We start from the raw sequence: 18,311 nt of genomic DNA on the forward strand, positions 1-18,311 counted from the left end.
AGCAGCGACAAATTTTACGCGCCAAATTCTACACTGAAACTTCCGTGAATAATATTCTGAATGCATGAATTTGTGTAGTAGGATCCGATGCTTTTTTTGCAGGCCATATAGAACAATTAGCAGCTGCGTAGTAGGAGTGAGGACAATTGACGATATGTTGTAAATAATTGATAATTAGAGCATTAAAAATGATACCGTTAAATAATTGACGGCTTGCCCGTTGGTAAATCTGATACAATTATTCTAAATTTTAACTGTATCATTTCCTCCGAATCATGAAATATTTACAACTTTCAATTTGGATGCTGGCCAGCCTGGTCTTTCCCAAATGCAACGCACAATCTGTTTTTATTAACGAATTAATGGCTTCCAATTCCAACGCCTATCAGGATCAGGTAGGTGAGGACGAAGATTGGATAGAACTGTATAATGCAGGTGGCACCACGGTGGATCTTGGTGGCTACTATGTTTCCGATGATCCCGGAGAGCTCAAAAAATTTCAGCTGCCATCAGGCACCGGTGACTACGTAATGCCGGCCGGTTCCTACCTGATACTCTGGGCGAGCGGTAAAACCCACCTGGCCCGTCACCTGAGCTTCAACCTGAGCGGGGACGGAGAGGAATTTTTCTTGTCGACACCGGGTGAGGTTATCGTAGATCACCTTGGGTTTCCAAAGCAGCGGACGGATATTTCTTATGGACGAAAGACAAACGGAGGTCCGGATATCGTTTTTTTCTCACCTTCTTCGCCCAATGCAGGCAATGTAGCGGCCAATTCCTTCACTGGCATTTCGGAGCCGCCTGCCATGAGCGCGGCAAGTGGTTTTTTCCAAAATCCTTTTACACTTACCATCACTTCTGCTGTTCCGGGAGCAGAGATCTATTACACGACCGACGGTTCCGAGCCGAACAAGAACAACACGGTCGCACCCGGCACCGCCTACCAGTTCAAAAACCAGTATCCGCAAAACCCCGGACAGTCTGCCGGGCCAACGCTGACCCGAAATTTTCTGACCTTAAAGCAAAATTCCCCGTTAAATCTGTCCATCACCGACAAGTCTTCTCAACCCGACGTTTATGCCTCCATCTCTACGACCAACGACTTCACGCCCACTTATGCAGCTGTCCCTGTCAAGCCGGTTTACAAGGGGATGGTGGTGAGGGCCAAAGTGTATGAGACGGGCAAGTTGCCCAGCGAGACCATTTCCAGGTCGTACTGGTTTACACCAAACGGTCAGCCGAAATCAAACCTGCCTGTATTTTCAATTAAGACTAATCCGGATCATATGTTCGATTACGTGAAAGGGATTGGTGTGGCTGGCAAAGATTTCGTCGACTGGCGCAATGCAAATCCTGCTGCTGGTTCATTCGGTGTACCCGCTGGCAACTATTACAGAAGCGACGAGATACCCGTGAATGTGGAAATGCTGGTAGATGGTGTGCCAGTGATGAACCAGGAACTGGGGCTGCGTATTCATGGTGCAGGTTCGCGAACGCACGACAAAAAGAGTTTCCGGCTCTACTCGACCGGTCAGAACGCGTCGCAGAGCAATATCGATTACCCTATCTTTCCATCGCTTAATTTCCATACGTTCAAACGGTTGTTACTCAGGAATTCCGGAAATGATTATGAGAGAATGTTGCTAAAAGACGCCTACATTCATCAGATTGCGAAGGGACTTGATATGGAATTGCAGGATTACCGGCCGGCAGTGACCTATCTGAACGGAGAATATTGGGGAATTCACGACGTAAGGGAGCGTCTCGACGAATACTATTACGCAAGTCACTACGCGCTGGAACCGGATCACATCGAGTTCTTCGCCGATCCCGATATTTCCGGGAATTCGGGGCATTATGGTGATCTCTCCAATTACATTAAAACCCATAATATGGCCGACGCCGGCAGCTATAATTATGCGCTGGAACGAATGGACATGGATAATTTTATCGACTATTGCGTGCTCGAACTATACGCTGCCAACTGGGACTGGCCCTATGGAAACGTCACTTACTGGCGGCACAAAGTCCCCTACAACCCGGCGGCGGGTAAAGGTAAGGACGGGCGGTGGAGATGGTCGCTGTTCGACGTTGACCTGAGTTTTGAAGAGGTCGATGCCAATCAATTCGGAAAAGCATTGGGTGCGCCCGATTTTCTATTGCAATACCTTTTGCCAAATCCAACATTCAAAAAGAAATTCATCAACAGGTATGCAGATCTGATCAACTCCTATTTTCAGCCGCAACGACTGCTGGCGGAGATTGAATCCTGTAAAAATGCGATCAGCGGCGAGATCCCTGAAAATATCAAACGCTGGAACCGGCCTGCCAGCGTGGACGCCTGGGAAGCAAATATCCAACTCATGGTCAACTTTGCAACCAACCGCCCGAACATTGCGCGCAGCCACATTCAAAGCCAGTTTGGTCTGAACGAAGGGACCCGGCAGATCACAGTAAATGTCTCTAATGCAGCACACGGGTTTGTCCGCGTGAACACCATCGATATCCTGCCAACAACACCGGGATTAACAGGAAATCCGTATCCGTGGAAGGGAACCTATTTTAAAGATGTATCAATAGCGCTTACCGCAATTCCCAAGCCGGGTTTTAAATTTTTACAATGGGAAAATATTACCAACGGCGATGTGCTAATTACACCCACGATCGAGTTTGTTCCGTCTTCGGGCTCCAATTACCGGGCGGTTTTCGGGACAGACGTAGCGCCGACGAAATTTCCGGAACCGCTCGATGAAAGCGCCTGCGTGTACCTTCTCACTTCCTGGGCGGCCAATGCCGCCGCCGGGACGTTTCCCGCGCATATGGGATTTGTATATATGGCCAACGATGATCCGGAATTGAGTTCGGAAGTAGTTGGGTTTACAAGTGGCGCGTATGATCTTACTAGCCGGACGAGGATCAGCGGGCTTGGCGACGAAGGAATATCGTTTATCAATACCGGAAATGCCGCTGGCAACCCGGGCTATGCAGGGATGAAGCTGGGAGGGGCTATTCTTGCACTCAACACAACCGGCAAAACGCAGGTGAGTGTGAAGTGGACAGGCGGTACGGTTACGCCCAATTTCCGCCCTTACGCGATCCGGTTGCAATACCGGCTCTCCGAAACGGGCCCTTTCACCGATGTACTTAACACCAGCAGCCAGCCTGTGGAATATGTGAGGTCAGCCACTGCCGGGCATTCGCAAATGATGCCTTGGGTAAAATTGCCCGCCGCTGCCCTGAACCAGCCTTACGTGCAGCTTTTATGGAGATACTATTGCATTGATCCAACGATTGGCGGCGCCCGGGACGAACTGCGGCTGGACGATATTGCAATACAATCCTGCTCGGACCCGCTGCCTGTCACATTGGTACGGTTTGATGCCAAACCCGTTGAGAATCAGGTATCAATAACGTGGGAAACGAGCAGTGAGCTGAATAACCATCATTTTGAAGTGGAGCGGTCGGCTGATGCTAAAAAATGGCTTTTGCTTAAATCCGTACCCGGAAATGGAACGAGCTCTCAGCCGAACTGGTACAGGATTGCCGACGAGCTGCCGCTGGGTGGCAGGAGCTATTACCGCCTCAAACAGATCGACTACGATCAGACCTATATGTATTCAAATCTGGTCTCTGTGAATCGCCCCCAGCCGGAAGCCGCAATGCTCTACCCGAATCCGGTCAAAAGCGTACTTCGTATCATTTTGCCGCAGCCCTGCGACGCAAGTTCCTATTTGATCACAGATATAGCCGGGAGGAAACGAAAAGCGGGTAAGATATCTAATTGTGATGCGCTGGCGATACCGGTTGAAACGCTGGGCTCAGGCTTGTACATGGTGCAGATTACAATGAAAACCGGGACAATCTTGCGTCTGAAATTTTTGAAAGAATAGCAGCATCGTATTTTCAGTAAGCCGGGATGCTTTTTGGCAAGAGTATCCCGGCTATAAAAAAGTCAGGCAGGTATTGCCCGCCTGATCTCTGGTATGATTGTTTTTTGTAGTGTGGGCTTGGTAATATCACCATTGACCAACACTATAATATGCAACGCATCAAGTTTATTATCACGCTGATCAAGGATAGTTTTGCCGAATTTATGGAGGATAATGTGCTCAAACTTTCCGCGGCCTTATCCTACTATACCATATTTTCACTGGCCCCGATGCTGCTCCTGATCATTTCTATCGTCAGCATTTTTTTCGGAAGAGAGGCTTTTCAGGGTGAATTGTATGCCCAGATTAGCGGATTAGTGGGAAAGCAGGCGGCTGTGCAGGTACAGGAACTGATTAAGAATGCCGCGATCACCGACAAGTCCAAACTGGCCGCTGCAATAGGAGGGGTAACGCTGCTGATCGGTGCGACGGGGGTTTTTGCTGAAATCCAGGATTCTATTAATTACATCTGGGCGATAAAGTCCAAGCCGCAACGCAGCTGGCTGCAATACCTCAAAAACAGGCTGTTGTCTTTCTCGATAATCCTCACGCTAGGCTTTCTCCTGATCGTCTCGCTCGGCGTGAATGCAGCGGTGGATTTGCTTAGTAACAGATTGGAAAGGTACTTTTCGGAAGTTTCAGTGGTCATATTTTCAATTCTGAATGTCGGGCTTGTATTGGTGATCATAACTGCCTTGTTTACAGTGATATTCAAGATCCTGCCCGACGGACACGTGCGTTGGAAGGAGTGTCTGGTGGGTGCTACTTTCACCTCCATCATGTTCGCGATCGGGAAATTCGCGATCAGCTTCTACCTCGGTCAGTCCGATCTTGGCGCCGCCTACGGAACTTCGGCGTCTATTGTAATCCTGCTTACCTGGATCTATTATTCATCTATTATTCTGTATTTCGGTGCGGAGTTTACCAAGGTTTATGCCAGATCTGATGGTATCGCGATTTCGCCCAACGAACACGCGGTTCTTATATCGAGGCACGAAGTTGTGGTGGATCACGGACCAGGTACACCTGCGCCGGAAGAGACCAAGAATGCGGAAAAAGGTGCGAAAAAAAGTCCCTTTGCTATTTTTACCAAATTCATTGATGATAAGCTCGACCAGATCAAGGCAGAATTTAATGCATTCGTTGCCAAAATAGCTTCGCCGGTAACCTACTACGGAATTATGGCGCTGATCGCATTAACGATTGGTATCACGATCATCCTGATCCTCGGGCAACTGCTCAACCGAGCGCTCGACAGCTATTTCCTGGGATATGTGATCCTGATCGGGTCCACATTGGTTTTCCTGGCTTTGAGTATCATTTACGGTAAAGGCCTGAGGGAATTTATTGCGCGAATGATGACCAAAATAAATAAAGAAGATTAACAAAAAAGATCGTAGAAGCTCCCGGCTTTCCGATTCTCAGGAATGCCGGGAGCTATTTTTTTATGCAATTATAATTTCACTATTTTCCGCTCAACTCCGTCGATGAGGACGATGTAAATGCCCGGTTTCCAGCCGATTATGTCCATTTCAAATGAGGATTTATCAGTCTTAAAAGTATACAATTTGCGACCGCTCGCATTGAGAATATCAATCTGTCCGATTTTCCCCGCAGACTTGATTTTCAGAGAAGAGGAGGTAGGATTTGGATAAATACTTACCTCAATAGCTCCCGCAATCTCAGCAGTAACAATATTACTGTAAGCATAAGTACCATCCCGATCTGTCATTTTCAGGCGGTAGTAATACTGCCCGCCCGGCAAGCCAGAGTCCGGATATCCGTAGTTTGTGGTATTGGTCGCATTGCCCTGCGCATTAATCCTGGCGATTTCCCTGAAAGTCCGCGCGTCGCTGCTGCGCTGTATCTCAAAATGTGAGCTGTTGGATTCCTGAGAAGTCTGCCACTCGATCTGTACCTGGTTTTCCCGGTTTACGGCACTCAGACTGATGAGCGTTACCGGTAGCGGACTTCCAGCGGTAGTCGACAGTGCATTGGGGTAAAGCGGCACCGACAAGCTGTTGGTCGCTTTTCCGGCTAAAACCTTCTTCGTGTAGCCGCCCAGCGCCATATACCAGTCGGGCGTCAGGTCGTAACCGTCGGCGTCGAGCGACAGGAACCAGGTATCGCCTCCCTTTGGTGTGTGGTTAGAGAACTTCTCCATTTTAAAAAATGAAGTCGCCTCATCCACTTCATCAAACATCGCCAGGTAAATCATATTAGCTCCCTCATTGATCACATTCTGAGACTGTTGCCACAAAAAGCTGCCACCATTGCGCGGAATAGAATTTTTGACAGCGGCTGACGGATTGTCGCGGACATTTTGAAGATTGAACCAGGAAAAGCCGGGAAATATAACGGGCATATAGTCGATGTTCTTAGGTGCGAGATATGCCATATCGGGTCTTACACTATTGATTGCGAATGCATTCGCGCCACTTTCGGTATTGTACCTCCCCACCGACCACGGACTGATCACATCGAGCAGATCATAAACCGCCAGCCACGCTGCCGAATGCTCGCGCCAGTTGTCATTTAATCCGCCCATTACATTAGCCCGGTATTTCGGATCGTCGGTTGGGTCGGCTGGATCGCCTTCTTTAAACCACCTCACCAGCTTTTCCGAACGCTCCGCTGTCGCTTCCGGGTTGGAGGCAAGTCCCAGTCCCCACAATGCGACCAGCGGTTCTTGCTTATGCCATAAATAGTTACTTTCCGTGGTCACGCCCATTTCGTCCACCAGCCGCTTCCAGTCCGCAATAACCTCCTCGGTAGAAGTTGCATCAGCGCCGGAGAGGTCGTACATGATCGAATAAACGCGCCCATACTTATAGCTCGCGGTCTGCACGTTTTCAAGCACTTTGTCAAAATGCCGGTGCACGCGGGTATCGGTAGTCCGGAAATAATCCAGGAAACGCTGCTGGAAAACGCCGTCGACCTCATGTTCGCGCATCCATTTGAAATGCTCGTCTACAGTATTGTAGTTGTAACTTGAAAACAGTTTCGCGGGCGTTCCGTTACTGTAAGTCATATTCGTAGCCACGAGCTCGTTTTGCGGATAATTGCCCATGTAAGGCCACATATCGATCGTCGCATTCGCATGTTCGGGTGTGCCGCCAAACCAGTGCAGCCACCAGTTATGCGCAGGAGGTCCGTCGGTAGGAAGTCCAAACCAGCCCTGGTATCCAAACATCACCTTTCCGTTCAGCGTGTTCGCAGTAGGATCAGCCGTAGTCGCCACGGCGGGTTCGTAAAATTCGATCTCATCGATCTTGACCGTGACCGGCGCTCCGACAGGCTGCCTTATCCTAAAATAGTTGATCGCGCTCAGGTTTGGATTTCCTTGCCTGGTTGCTTCGGAAAGATGCAGGATCAGGTGATTCCAGCCATTTTGTATTTTTTGAGATGCCAGGTTCCAGCGATATTCGTCGGTGCCAGCCTGCCCGGCTGAGGAAAAAACGATATTGCCTGCTCCCGAAAGAGCGCCCGCTTCGGATACATACAGCCAGAACTTAACAATACCTTGCTCACTGACTCCCGTATTGAACGGTGCGCGGTTATGGATAAACCAGTCCTGGCCCGATCCCGTTTTGGTCAGAGAGCCGTTGCCCAATATTTTATTCCCCGGGTCCACAGTTATTGCGTCACTTCCCGACCAGCCTGCATTGTCGTCGGCAGCACTGAAAATCTTCGCGCCGATCAGCTCACTTCCCTGATAACCTTTTGTAAAACGCAAATCATCGATCTTGACAATCACAGATTCGCCTGCATTAATCGGTTTATAATACCTGAAAAAATTGATCGCTGCCAGGTTCGGGTTACCCTGCTTGCCCGCCGCACTGAGGCGCAGCACTACATTGTTCCATCCGTTACGCAGGTTCACGCTGGCGGTTCCCCAGTTGAATTCGTCGGTGTCGGGATTGCCTGAGCTGGTAATTTCAAACTGTCCGTCCGAACTGCTGAACTTGGTAATATCTGAAACAAAAAGGGAGAATTGCAGATAGGAAATATTCAGCTCACTTGCTGCGATACCTGTATTGATCGGGGTCGAAAAATGCCTTGTGAAACGCTCGGTATTGCCGCCTTCCGATTGAATGGAGGAACTTCCCTGCGCAGGTGCGTCGCTGCTCAGACTTAGTACATTTCCGCCGCCGCCCCAGCCGGTAAGCGATTCGCAATCGTCTGCGGGTATGACCTGCGCATATCCGGGCAGGACAAAAAACAGCGAGATAAACAATAGTAGACAGTTCTTTTTCATGTGTATCAATAATTGGTTAAAGGTGAAACAGTGCCGCTGCAAGAGCCTGGCGATCTGTTCCAAAACTATGTTTACACCAATAATTTTTACTTAACTATAAATTAACAAAGAATTAATAGGAGAAAATTTTTTGAAAATATTTATTGTCTAGCTTTAAGACAATAAGGAGAATAAGGCTAGATTTGTTTACGGATCAAAAATTAACCGATGAGAACAAAACCTATACTTATACGCGTATTGACTGTGAGCCTATGGCTGATATCCAGTCTGGCAATCGCTCAGTCACCGGCTTTCAAAGTGCTGGTATTTAGTAAAACCGCTTCTTTCAGGCACGAATCAATCAAAGCGGGCAATGCGGCGATTGAAAAAATGTCGAAGGAAAAAGGTTTCAGCGCCACTTTTACGGAAGACGCTGCCCAGTTCAATGAGAAGAACCTGCAAAAATTCAATACTGTAATTTTCCTGAACACGACCGGAAACGTGCTCGACGATGCGCAGCAAGTTGCATTTGAAAGATACATTCAGGCAGGCGGCGGCTATGTGGGTATTCATGCAGCCACAGATACCGAATATGAATGGCCGTGGTACGGCAATCTTGCAGGCGCTTACTTTCTCGATCACCCGATGACGCCGAGTAATGTGCAGAAAGGCAAGTTTATCGTAACCGAAAAAAACCACTGGGCTACGCAGGGAATGCCCGATGAATTTGAAAGGACCGATGAATTTTACAGTTTCAAAAATATCTCCCCGAATATCAAGGTCGTTCTTAAAATAGACGAAAAGAGCTATATAGGAGGCAAAAACCCTGATTTTCATCCAATGGGTTGGTATCAGGAATTCGACGGCGGCCGCTCGTTTTACACTGCAATGGGGCACACCGACGAAACTTTCTCGGAGCCGCTTTTCCTGAACCATCTCTGGGCAGGTATTCAGTATACTGCGGGGCTGCCATCAGCGGGGCTGCCATCAGCGGGAGGCGACATGCCCAAAGCGATCGATTTCTCCAAATCCAGACCAGAGGAAAACCGTTTTACCAAGGTTGTGCTTGAAGAGAAACTTGACGAGCCGATGGAACTGAGCGTGTTGAACGACGGACGTATCCTATTCATCCAGCGGAAGGGCCAGGTGAGGCTTTTTAATATTAAAACAAATGAACTGAAAACCATCGCCGAAATTCCGGTAAGTACAAAATATGTGAACAAGGAAGGTAAGGAATCGATGGGTGAGGATGGTTTGCTGGGTTTGAATAAAGATCCTGATTTTGCGAAAAACCACTGGATATACCTGTATTACTCCGTCCCGGAAGCGCCCAAAAATGTGCTGGCACGCTTCGAGCTGAAAGGTGACGAGCTCGATTTGAATTCTAAAAAAGTATTGCTTGAAGTTCCGACGCAGCGCGAAGAATGCTGTCATACAGGCGGTTCCATTGCCTGGGATAAGTCTGGTAACCTGTATTTGTCGACCGGCGATAACACTAATCCGCACGGTTCAAACGGGTACAGTCCGAGCGACGAGCGTGAAGGAAGAATGGCGTGGGATGCGCAGAAATCTTCGGCGAATACCAACGATTTGCGTGGCAAGATCATCCGCATCAAGCCACAACCCGACGGAGGATACACGATTCCCGAGGGTAACCTGTTTGCCAAAGGCACGCCGGATACCCGGCCGGAGATTTACACAATGGGCCACCGTAACCCGTTCCGCATTTCGGTAGATCAGAAAAAGAACTACGTATATTGGGGAGAGGTTGGCCCGGATGCGGCCAAGCCCGATTCAAGCCGCGGACCGGCTGGTTACGACGAGGTAGGGCAGGCACGCAAGGCTGGCAACTTTGGCTGGCCGCATTTTGTAGGGGATAATAAGGCTTATAACAAATATGATTTTGCCGGCCAGAAATCGATGGAGAAGTGGGACGTGAATGCGCCAAGCAATACTTCACCGAACAATACCGGGCTGAAAGTACTCCCACCGGCTCAGAAAGCATTTATCTGGTATCCTTACGGCGCTTCTCCTGAGTTTCCGTTAACCGGAACAGGCGGTCGGAATGCGATGGCAGGCTCCGTTTTTTACTCGGATGCATTCAAAAATGCTGCGCGCGCATTTCCTGATTACTATAATGGAAAGATCCTGACCTACGATTGGATGCGCGGCTGGATCATGTCGGTGACGATGGATAAAGAGGGTAATTACAAGGCGATGGAACGTTTCATGCCGAGCTATAAATTCTCTAATCCGATGGATATGGAGTTCGCTGAAAACGGCGATCTGTACATGCTGGAATATGGTACCGGCTGGTTTTCAGCCAACGACGATGCCCGCCTGATCCGGATTGAATACAATGGCGGAAACCGGAAACCAATGCTGCAAATGGTCGCCAATAAAATGGGCGGAGCTGCGCCGCTTGCACTTAAACTCAGCGCAAAAGGTACTTCCGATGCCGACGGAGATGCATTGACCTATTCCTGGAAAATCACTTCGAAAAACGGATTTGCCAAAACCATCAATACCCAGGATGCAGCACTGAGCCTGGCGAAAGTGGGCGTTTACAAAGCTACGCTCACCGCAAACGACGGAAAAGGAGGGGTGAGCACGCAAGCGATGGAAATTACCGTTGGAAACGAACCGCCCGTGCTGACCCTGGATATGCCGGCGAGCAACAAGTCTTTTTACACGCCCGATAAACCCTTTAATTACGATATCAAGGTATCTGACAAAGAAGACGGAACATTAGGTAAAGGGATTGATGCTGAACGTGTTGCAGTGAATATAAATTATTTGCCGGAAGGATATGACAAGATCGCAATTGCGCAGGGCCACCGCTCGGCGGATGCAGGCGCAGCATTCAGTTCGGGTAAAAGGTTGATCGAAGCGAGCGATTGCAAGGCTTGTCACGCAGTTGATAAAAAGTCGATCGGGCCGGCTTACCGGGAGGTTTCGGCGAAATATAAAGACGATAAATCGGCGGTGGAGCGACTGACGAAAAAGGTGATCGCTGGCGGTGGCGGTGTTTGGGGAGAGACTGCAATGGCAGCGCACCCGCAGCTTTCAACGGCCGACGCTTCCGAAATGGTGAAGTATATTTTGAATGTAGTGAATGAAAAGCCGAAGGAAAAGTCGCTGCCGCTGAAAGGTACTTACCAGGCAAAATTGCCGGCTGGGGACAAAGGAAAAGGGATTTTCATCGTGCGGGCAGCTTATGAAGATGCAGGCGCGAGCGGATTATCTTCTTTGAGATCGGAAGAGTCGGTTATCCTGCGGAATGCGAAAGTTGATATGCACAATTTTGACGTTTACGAGAACATCATGAAAATATCAAACGGTGGAATCAATCTCGCAATCGCTTCCAAATCAGGTTCTTACATGGTTTTGAAACAAGTCGACCTTAATGCGGTGACCGAATTGGAGTTACAAGCGCTGGCTCCCAAGCCACAACTGAATTCGGCCGGCGGAAAAGTGGAATTGCGGCTCGACAGTCCGACCGGAAAACTCTTAGGCGAGTCGATTGTTCTGGAACCTGCTGAGAAACTGGATTTTAAACCCACATCCTTAAATATCCCTATCAAAAATGCGGGTAGCGCCGACGGGAAACTGCACGATTTGTACGTCGTTTTTGTGAATCCGAAAGCCGAAGAAAGTTCGTTAATGGTTGTTATGGGCGCGGAGTTCAAGATGGGGCCCGCAGCGCAGTAAAGCTGCTGAAAAGTAAAAACGGGGTCGGAGCAAATGTGCTCCGACCCCGTCTTTTTCTTGTATGCAAATGAGATTACAACTTGAAACCCAGTGTCGCTCTCAGCACATTGTTTTTCTGATCATTCGCTTTCAGGAAAGGGCTCATTCCCCATTCATGCGAAAGATCAAGCGTTACAAAGCCGAATTCAAGGCCAACTCCGGCATTCAAACCATAAGAAAACTCTTCAATATTGTCCTTGTTAAAGCGTGAATTTTCGGTATCGTCCACACTCAATACATAATTTCCGACCACACCGCCCTTGATATTGAACCGGAAAAAACCGCCTTTGGCCTTCGTCAGGTACACGCCAAGCATTAAGGGAGCTTTCAATGAATGTATCCTCGGACCTGTCAGGAGCGGAGCAGTTGAAACACTATCCTCGCTGGTCACGTCCATCGAAGAGCTCAGATAATGTACACCCGGCTGAATGAAAAATTTCTTCATCCTGAAACGGAAATCTAGTCCCGCATTCCAGCCCGATCGGCCCTCATACTTGCCATCATCGAAGTTTGCATTGAAGTTAGAAGCATGGATACCCACCAATGGGATCACCCATAGGCCAGAGTTGCGGGCAGGTTTTTCACCAAATCGTTCTCTGAAAGTCAACCTTTCTTCCCGCGTCATCGGTTCGCTGTATGCCGCGTCGGCAGGGCTGGCAGGCGCTGCATAAACGCGTTGTTGCCCGGGCGCGGCAGATTCGCCACGTTTGAATCTCAGCCACGCTTTGTAATCTTCATAATCCTGCTGATCCTGGCTATTGGAAAAACGGCTTCCAGCATTTCCGGCGGCTAGTTCCTGCTGGTTGTAGTTCGGTGGAACAATGATATTGTTGATAATAATAGCAGGCTGGCCCTGTTGCTGCGGGTAATTTTTGTAGGTAGATTCCACGAGCCGCTGCGCGAACGCATTCGCGTTGTTTGCATTGGCCGAATCCAAAGTGATATTCCTTTGGATCACATTCGGGTTGCCGCTATTGGTTGCAGGAGCCGGCATTGCATTCTGCCCGCCCGAAGTATTCCCCGCATAACCCGAGCTGTTCGTAATCTGACCGTTATTTTGCGTCGACTGGCTGCTGATTACCGGTGTGGTAACCGTTGCAGCAGAAGCCGGCGAAACGAGCTGTCCCATTCCAGCCAGCTTCTGCTCGCCTTCCTGAATATCTTTCTGGAGCTCGGCAATATCCTTGTTAAGCTTTTCGATGCCCTCGCTATCTTTTCGGGCATTTTTAGCATCACGCTGGGCATCCTTCGCGGCACTGTTGGCTTTCCCCGACAGTTTCTTATCCTGCGGATTGGCAGTCAGATCAGCCGCCGCCTGTCTGTTTGCGTCCGCTGAGGCCTGCGCTTTTTGTGCGCTTTTCTGCATTTCCTGTTCTTTTTCCAGAAGGTCTTTCTGTTTTTCAGCCAGCTTTATTTTTTTGTCATTAATATCCTGACTGATCTTGATCGCTTCCTTTTGATTGTCAAGGGCCTTCAAAGAGTCCTGGGAGACAATCTGGGCCAGGACAGGCTGCGAAAACAGCATGGCAGCCAGCGCGTAGTAGGTTAGTTTTGTTTTCATTGTGTTGGAATGTTGATGAATTGAAAAATTAAAAATTGTTGAGAAAGCGGATCTGTGAAGCTTTAAAAATTGATTGGTCAAGCGAAGCGCTTCCATCCAGCCTACTTCGAAGTTTCAAAATAGCATGCCGTGGAGAGTTGGTACGCCAGCCGGGTCTGGGTAAACAGGCACGATTATAATTCTTTGTTATTGCCCGTACATTTTTCGGGAAATAGTTGAGTTTACGATGGAAATAGAGGATTTCAGACAGAATAAGACGATCCCGCGGGTGATTGAAGCGGAGGTATTGAAAGCACTCTCTTTTTACCCCGAATTGAAAGAGACTGAAATACATTTTTTGTTTAAAAAGAAGATCAAAGGATCGGTTATGCAGGCGCAGCCGAGGATTGGTACCATGTTCGGGGGCAAGCGGGCTTACCAAATCAATATCAGCGCGTTATTCCAGCTCACTAACTCGGCAATCCCCATTCACCAGATCCCGCCGGACATTATGGTCGGCTGGATCGGGCATGAACTGGGGCATGTAATGGATTATGAAAACCGGGATACGTTCGGCATGATCCGGTTTGGAATAGGGTACCTTTTTTCAACCAGGTTTGTAAAGAAAGCCGAGCGCGTGGCCGATACATTTGCTGTAAGTCATGGTTTGGGTAAATACATTCTCAGCACCAAACACTTCATCCTCGACCACACTTTCCTTCCCGAAAAATACAAGCAGAAAATTGCCCGCCTGTATCTTTCGCCGGATGATATCGTAGAGCAGGTCCGGAAACTGGAAGCGAAGGAACAGGGGTTAACCTAGGTTTTTCTCCACAAATGCAGCGAATTCAAGGAAATCTTCCTCTTTCATCACGCGCGGGATTTTCACCTGCCCGCCTTTCTTTTTTGTTTCCTCACTCCATTTGTAAAAGATCTCCTCAGGTATCAGTTCCACCTCCACGCCTTTCAATGCGCGGCTGCGGGCTACCTTATAGTTTTTATTGTTTTCAGATAAAGTCGCATCCAGCGACTCCGCGACTTTCACCTTGTCGGGACTTTTATCACAACTTAAAAACCACTTGTGAATATACTCATCGCCCCTGTGCACGGCTGCAACGATGAATTCTTTTATTACAACATCATATTCCTGCTCGATCACACGCAAGCCGTCATTCATCTGGTTCACAGAAAGTTGTGAGCCGACCACATTGAGAAAATGCTTGGTCCGGCCGGTGATTTTGATCTCCGCCCGCGCTTTGTCGGTAATTGTTACCGTGTCGCCGATCATATAGCGCCACGCGCCGGAAACGGTCGATAGCAGCAATACATACTCGACGTTTTCTTCGGCTTCGGCTAGGGATAACACCGTGCCGCCCGGTTTTACCAATCCATTTTCATCCACATTGTCGCCGTTAAAAGGGACGAATTCGTAAAAGATCCCATTGTTCGGGAAAAGCGCCATCGAAGAAGTTTCAGGCCGCTTTTGAATCGCTATAAAACCCTCGGAAGCGAGGTAGGTATCTATGTAAATAAGCGGTCGGGCGAACAGTTTCGCAAGACTTTTCCGGTATGGTTCGAAAGCCACGCCGCCCGTCGTGTACACCATCAGATTCGGCCAGATTTCGTGAATACTGTTGAGTTTGTGATAGCTGATAATCTCTTTCAACATTAGCTCAATCCATGACGGAATGCCCGAAAGGCAGCCAATATCCCAGTTAGGCGCTTCTTCCGCGATCCTTTTTACCTTTTCATCCCAATCCGAAATGGCTGCGATTTCAGGTCCGGGTTTATAGAATCCGCCAAACCAAGTCGGCAGGTTACTCGCGCTGATCCCGCTGATCTCGCCTTCCTGGTGATCGTCTTTCTGGATCAGGTTGGTGCTGCTGCCAAGCATTAAGATTTGTTTGGTGAAAAAATCACCGGGTAAATTAAATGCACCGATTGTGGCGATTTCTGAAATACCTGCTTTACGAATGCAGCCGAGCATTTCGTCCGTTACTGGAATGTATTTACTATTGCTGGTCGTGCCGCTGCTGAGTGCGAAGTAGCTCTGTCCGCCCGGCCAGGTCACATTCTGGTGTCCTTCGAGCAGGAAGTGCCACCATTCGCCGAATATTTTGTCGTAATCGTGAACAGGTACGCGGTTTTGGAATTCCGAGATGATATCGTCGCTTTCGAGGATTTCGGAGAATTGATATTGCTTTCCGAAAGCGGTAAGTTTTGCCGTTTCCAGCAGGGTTTTCAGAACGTTTTTTTGCGCTTCCACCGGGTCCGGATCGCTGATGATCCTGCCCGTGAAATCAAGCGCTTTTTTGATAAGCTCGCCGATTACAGCCATATATGCACGAATTTCTTTCTAGGTGATGTAATCGCAACATCAAAAAGTCGTGCCATTTGAACTGTAACCGGCTTTGCTTTCTATCTGAGATTAATGCTTTTGAAGTCGCGCGTCAAATCCGTGAGCGATTGTTCTATCCCCATTCTTTCGAGCGAAGAGGCGCCGACAAATCCGTGAACGTCGGTTCTGCTAAGTATTTCGCGCACATCGTCGGGAGTATTCACCGGTCCGCCGTGGGCGAGGAAAAAGATATCAGGGTTCACTTCCCGGCCCGCATCGGCGATCGCCTGGGTACGTTCGATCGCATAGTCCATGGAAACAGCCGCGCCCGTAACACCGATTGAGCCGCCGACGGTCGTGCCTACATGCGCTACAATTGCGTCCGCGCCCACTTCCGCCATTTGCCGCGCTTCTTCCGGCGTAGCTACATATACGATAGAGAACAGGTCCATCATCGTGGCCAGTCTTACCATTTCAACTTCTTTGGCAAAGCCCATTCCCGTTTCTTCCAAAACCTGCCTGAAATGCCCATCAACAATACAGTGGGTAGGAAAGTTATTGACTCCCGAAAATCCCATTTCCTTTACTTTCAGCAAATGGTGCCACATTCTGCGCCTGGGATCTGAGCCATGCACACCGCATATCACCGGAATTTCCTCGACTACCGGCAATACCTCAAACTCACCGATTTCCATCGCTACCGCATTCGCATCGCCGTAAGCCATTAAGCCCGCAGTAGAGCCGTGGCCCGCCATTCTGAATCTTCCTGAGTTGTAAATAATAATGAGGTCCGCGCCGCCTTTTTCGATGAATTTGGCACTGATCCCCGTTCCCGCGCCCGCCGCGATGATCGCTTTTCCCTCGTCTAGAGTCTTTTTCAGGCGGTCTCTAACTTCCTGTTTTGTGTAAGGATTCCCCTTACCGGTCCATTGGTTCGGCATATTAGATGGTATTAATACTTAATTTTTAAGCTTTCTCTTTTTTGCAAAAGTAACAGCAGATTGTTAACCAGCGTCTCCGCAAATGCAGGATCGTTGATATGCAGGTCAGATTCGATTACTTCCACATGGTCGGCCGCGTGTTCTTTTATCGAATCAAATAATGCGGCATCTGCGTGTGGCTGGTAAAATATCCCGCCTTCCGAGTCTACCTGCGAAATACCGCGCAATGGGATAATGATCGAAGCCGGTGCCAGCGAGGCGCTTACCCTTTCCGCAAGCCGCTGGCCAAGTATCAAATTCTCCTCCACATTGGTCCGCATCAGCGTCACATCAGGCGCCCAGCTGTAAAGCTGCCGGTTTTTGTATTGGGTAGGTATGGTATCCAAATGGGCGAAATTGACCATATCCAGACAGCCCGGCACGACTATCTGCGGCAAACCCATTTCGGTAGCGGCCGTGAGCCGGGTAGGACCGGCGCTGCAAATGCCGCCGCAGAGATCATCCGCGAGCTCGGTCGTCGTAACATCGAGTATTGCATCAAAACTCCCTTCGCGGATCAGTGCCTCCATTGTTTTGCCACCCACGCCTGTTGCGTGAAATGCCAGCACTTCGTACCCTTTTTTGGTCAGTAATTCCGTGCATTTGTCCACGCAGGCGGTCGTATTTCCAAACATACTGATCGCAATGCAGCCTGCGGTTTCGGTGTTTTCGGTCGCGGGCACATTTGCCATAGAACAAATAGCCGCGGCCGCCTGTGCTACCAGCCTTTTCAGAATATGGTTGGTGCCGGCCACATCCACGACCGACGGCATTAATGTAATATCCTTGTCACCGATCTGCCGGGAAAGGTCTTTGGAAGCGACGGTACTCAGGCAGAGTTTGGGAATACCAAACGGAATTTGCTGCATTGCGGCGAGCGTAATATAAGTACCGCCGCCGCCGCCCATTCCAATTGCCGCCTTCACTTTTCCTTCTTCCACGAGCCGGGCGACGATCTGTGCCGCGCCGCGCCCCATGATATCCATCGCCTTTCCACGGTCGCGCTCCGAACGGAGCAGTGCGAGATCATAACCTCCTTCGATCGCGACAGCCTCGGCTTCAAAGTCAACATGAAATGCGTCGGTTGTACCGAAAATGCCCGTATTGATCGTAATGATCTGTTCTTTTTGGGCAAGGATCTGTTGGCGCAGAAAGGTGAAAACGTCGCCTTTTGTATCAAAACAGCCTAGTAACAAAATGTACTTTTCGTTCGAAAACATATTCATGCATCAATTTTTTACCTCAAAATCAAAAACTACCACCCGTTCCAGATTCGGTACTACCACATCTTTCGCATGTTCGTGCACGGGGTGGGGCAGGTAGGCGTCGCGGGAAGCCGGACTGTCGAAAGTCATCACAAAACCGTGCGTAAACCCATCGTTCATGCCTTCCGGACTTTCGTAAGGTCCGTGTTCCATGTCGAGAAGCCCTGGGATCTGCCCGACCATTTCCATCATAGTTTTAAAACAATGTACGATTTGTTCGTCCGTAACCGAATTTTTAAACTGAAAAACCCCGAAATGCCTGACCATAATTG

The 18,311-nt window shown here is 49.1% G+C and carries 10 protein-coding genes; 4 read left to right on the forward strand and 6 right to left on the reverse strand.

Annotated features, from left to right (window positions below):
- The first annotated feature begins 275 nt into the window (after window positions 1–275).
- Entirely contained in the window at window positions 276–3,890 is a 3,615-nt protein-coding gene (locus KOD92_RS08610) for a CotH kinase family protein (RefSeq protein ID WP_215233134.1), read from the forward strand.
- A gap of 149 nt (window positions 3,891–4,039) precedes the next feature.
- Window positions 4,040–5,314: a YihY/virulence factor BrkB family protein gene (locus KOD92_RS08615; RefSeq protein WP_215233135.1), complete on the forward strand. Its 1,275-nt coding sequence runs from the start codon at window positions 4,040–4,042 to the stop codon at window positions 5,312–5,314.
- A gap of 68 nt (window positions 5,315–5,382) precedes the next feature.
- Here the strand turns inward: KOD92_RS08615 and KOD92_RS08620 are convergent, their stop codons facing one another.
- Entirely contained in the window at window positions 5,383–8,187 is a 2,805-nt protein-coding gene (locus KOD92_RS08620) for a T9SS type A sorting domain-containing protein (RefSeq protein WP_215233136.1), read from the reverse strand.
- Window positions 8,188–8,394: 207 nt separating this feature from the next.
- On the opposite strand from KOD92_RS08620, the gene KOD92_RS08625 reads away from it, so the two are divergent.
- The gene (locus tag KOD92_RS08625) at window positions 8,395–11,877 is read left to right on the forward strand and encodes a ThuA domain-containing protein (RefSeq protein ID WP_215233137.1); all 3,483 of its coding nucleotides are present in this window, start codon (window positions 8,395–8,397) and stop codon (window positions 11,875–11,877) included.
- A gap of 73 nt (window positions 11,878–11,950) precedes the next feature.
- On the opposite strand, the gene KOD92_RS08630 is transcribed toward KOD92_RS08625, so the two are convergent.
- A complete protein-coding gene (locus KOD92_RS08630; RefSeq protein WP_215233138.1) occupies window positions 11,951–13,477 on the reverse strand; it encodes an outer membrane beta-barrel protein in 1,527 nt (508 codons plus the stop codon).
- 226 nt (window positions 13,478–13,703) lie between these two features.
- Here KOD92_RS08630 and KOD92_RS08635 point away from each other — a divergent pair, with 226 nt between their 5' ends.
- Window positions 13,704–14,279, forward strand: a complete 576-nt coding sequence (locus KOD92_RS08635) for a hypothetical protein (RefSeq protein ID WP_215233139.1) — start codon at window positions 13,704–13,706, stop codon at window positions 14,277–14,279.
- On the opposite strand, the gene KOD92_RS08640 is transcribed toward KOD92_RS08635, so the two are convergent.
- The 4 genes from KOD92_RS08640 to KOD92_RS08655 all read right to left on the reverse strand — a co-directional run bounded on the left by KOD92_RS08640 (window position 14,271) and on the right by KOD92_RS08655 (window position 18,306).
- Complete coding sequence (locus tag KOD92_RS08640; RefSeq protein ID WP_215233140.1) at window positions 14,271–15,794, reverse strand: GH3 family domain-containing protein; 1,524 nt, start codon at window positions 15,792–15,794, stop codon at window positions 14,271–14,273. The two genes, KOD92_RS08635 and KOD92_RS08640, sit on opposite strands and share 9 nt — an antisense overlap.
- A gap of 80 nt (window positions 15,795–15,874) precedes the next feature.
- On the reverse strand, window positions 15,875–16,735 hold the full coding sequence (locus tag KOD92_RS08645; protein WP_215233141.1) for a phosphoenolpyruvate hydrolase family protein: 861 nt from the start codon (window positions 16,733–16,735) through the stop codon (window positions 15,875–15,877).
- A gap of 11 nt (window positions 16,736–16,746) precedes the next feature.
- Window positions 16,747–18,000: a Tm-1-like ATP-binding domain-containing protein gene (locus KOD92_RS08650; protein ID WP_229254599.1), complete on the reverse strand. Its 1,254-nt coding sequence runs from the start codon at window positions 17,998–18,000 to the stop codon at window positions 16,747–16,749.
- Window positions 18,001–18,003: 3 nt separating this feature from the next.
- Window positions 18,004–18,306, reverse strand: a complete 303-nt coding sequence (locus KOD92_RS08655) for a Dabb family protein (protein ID WP_215233142.1) — start codon at window positions 18,304–18,306, stop codon at window positions 18,004–18,006.
- Window positions 18,307–18,311: the final 5 nt, after the last annotated feature.

It is taken from the genome of Dyadobacter linearis (genome assembly GCF_907165045.1).
GTDB lineage: Bacteria > Bacteroidota > Bacteroidia > Cytophagales > Spirosomataceae > Dyadobacter > Dyadobacter linearis.

Excerpts from the sequence above, each read along its gene's own strand:
- KOD92_RS08630 (WP_215233138.1), bottom strand. The coding sequence starts at position 13,477 with ATGAAAACAAAACTAACCTACTACGCGCTGGCTGCCATGCTGTTTTCG.
- KOD92_RS08620 (WP_215233136.1), bottom strand. The coding sequence starts at position 8,187 with ATGAAAAAGAACTGTCTACTATTGTTTATCTCGCTGTTTTTTGTCCTG.
- KOD92_RS08615 (WP_215233135.1), top strand. The coding sequence starts at position 4,040 with ATGCAACGCATCAAGTTTATTATCACGCTGATCAAGGATAGTTTTGCC.
- KOD92_RS08655 (WP_215233142.1), bottom strand. The coding sequence starts at position 18,306 with ATGGTCAGGCATTTCGGGGTTTTTCAGTTTAAAAATTCGGTTACGGAC.
- KOD92_RS08635 (WP_215233139.1), top strand. The coding sequence starts at position 13,704 with ATGGAAATAGAGGATTTCAGACAGAATAAGACGATCCCGCGGGTGATT.
- KOD92_RS08650 (WP_229254599.1), bottom strand. The coding sequence starts at position 18,000 with ATGAATATGTTTTCGAACGAAAAGTACATTTTGTTACTAGGCTGTTTT.
- KOD92_RS08610 (WP_215233134.1), top strand. The coding sequence starts at position 276 with ATGAAATATTTACAACTTTCAATTTGGATGCTGGCCAGCCTGGTCTTT.
- KOD92_RS08625 (WP_215233137.1), top strand. The coding sequence starts at position 8,395 with ATGAGAACAAAACCTATACTTATACGCGTATTGACTGTGAGCCTATGG.
- KOD92_RS08640 (WP_215233140.1), bottom strand. The coding sequence starts at position 15,794 with ATGGCTGTAATCGGCGAGCTTATCAAAAAAGCGCTTGATTTCACGGGC.
- KOD92_RS08645 (WP_215233141.1), bottom strand. The coding sequence starts at position 16,735 with ATGCCGAACCAATGGACCGGTAAGGGGAATCCTTACACAAAACAGGAA.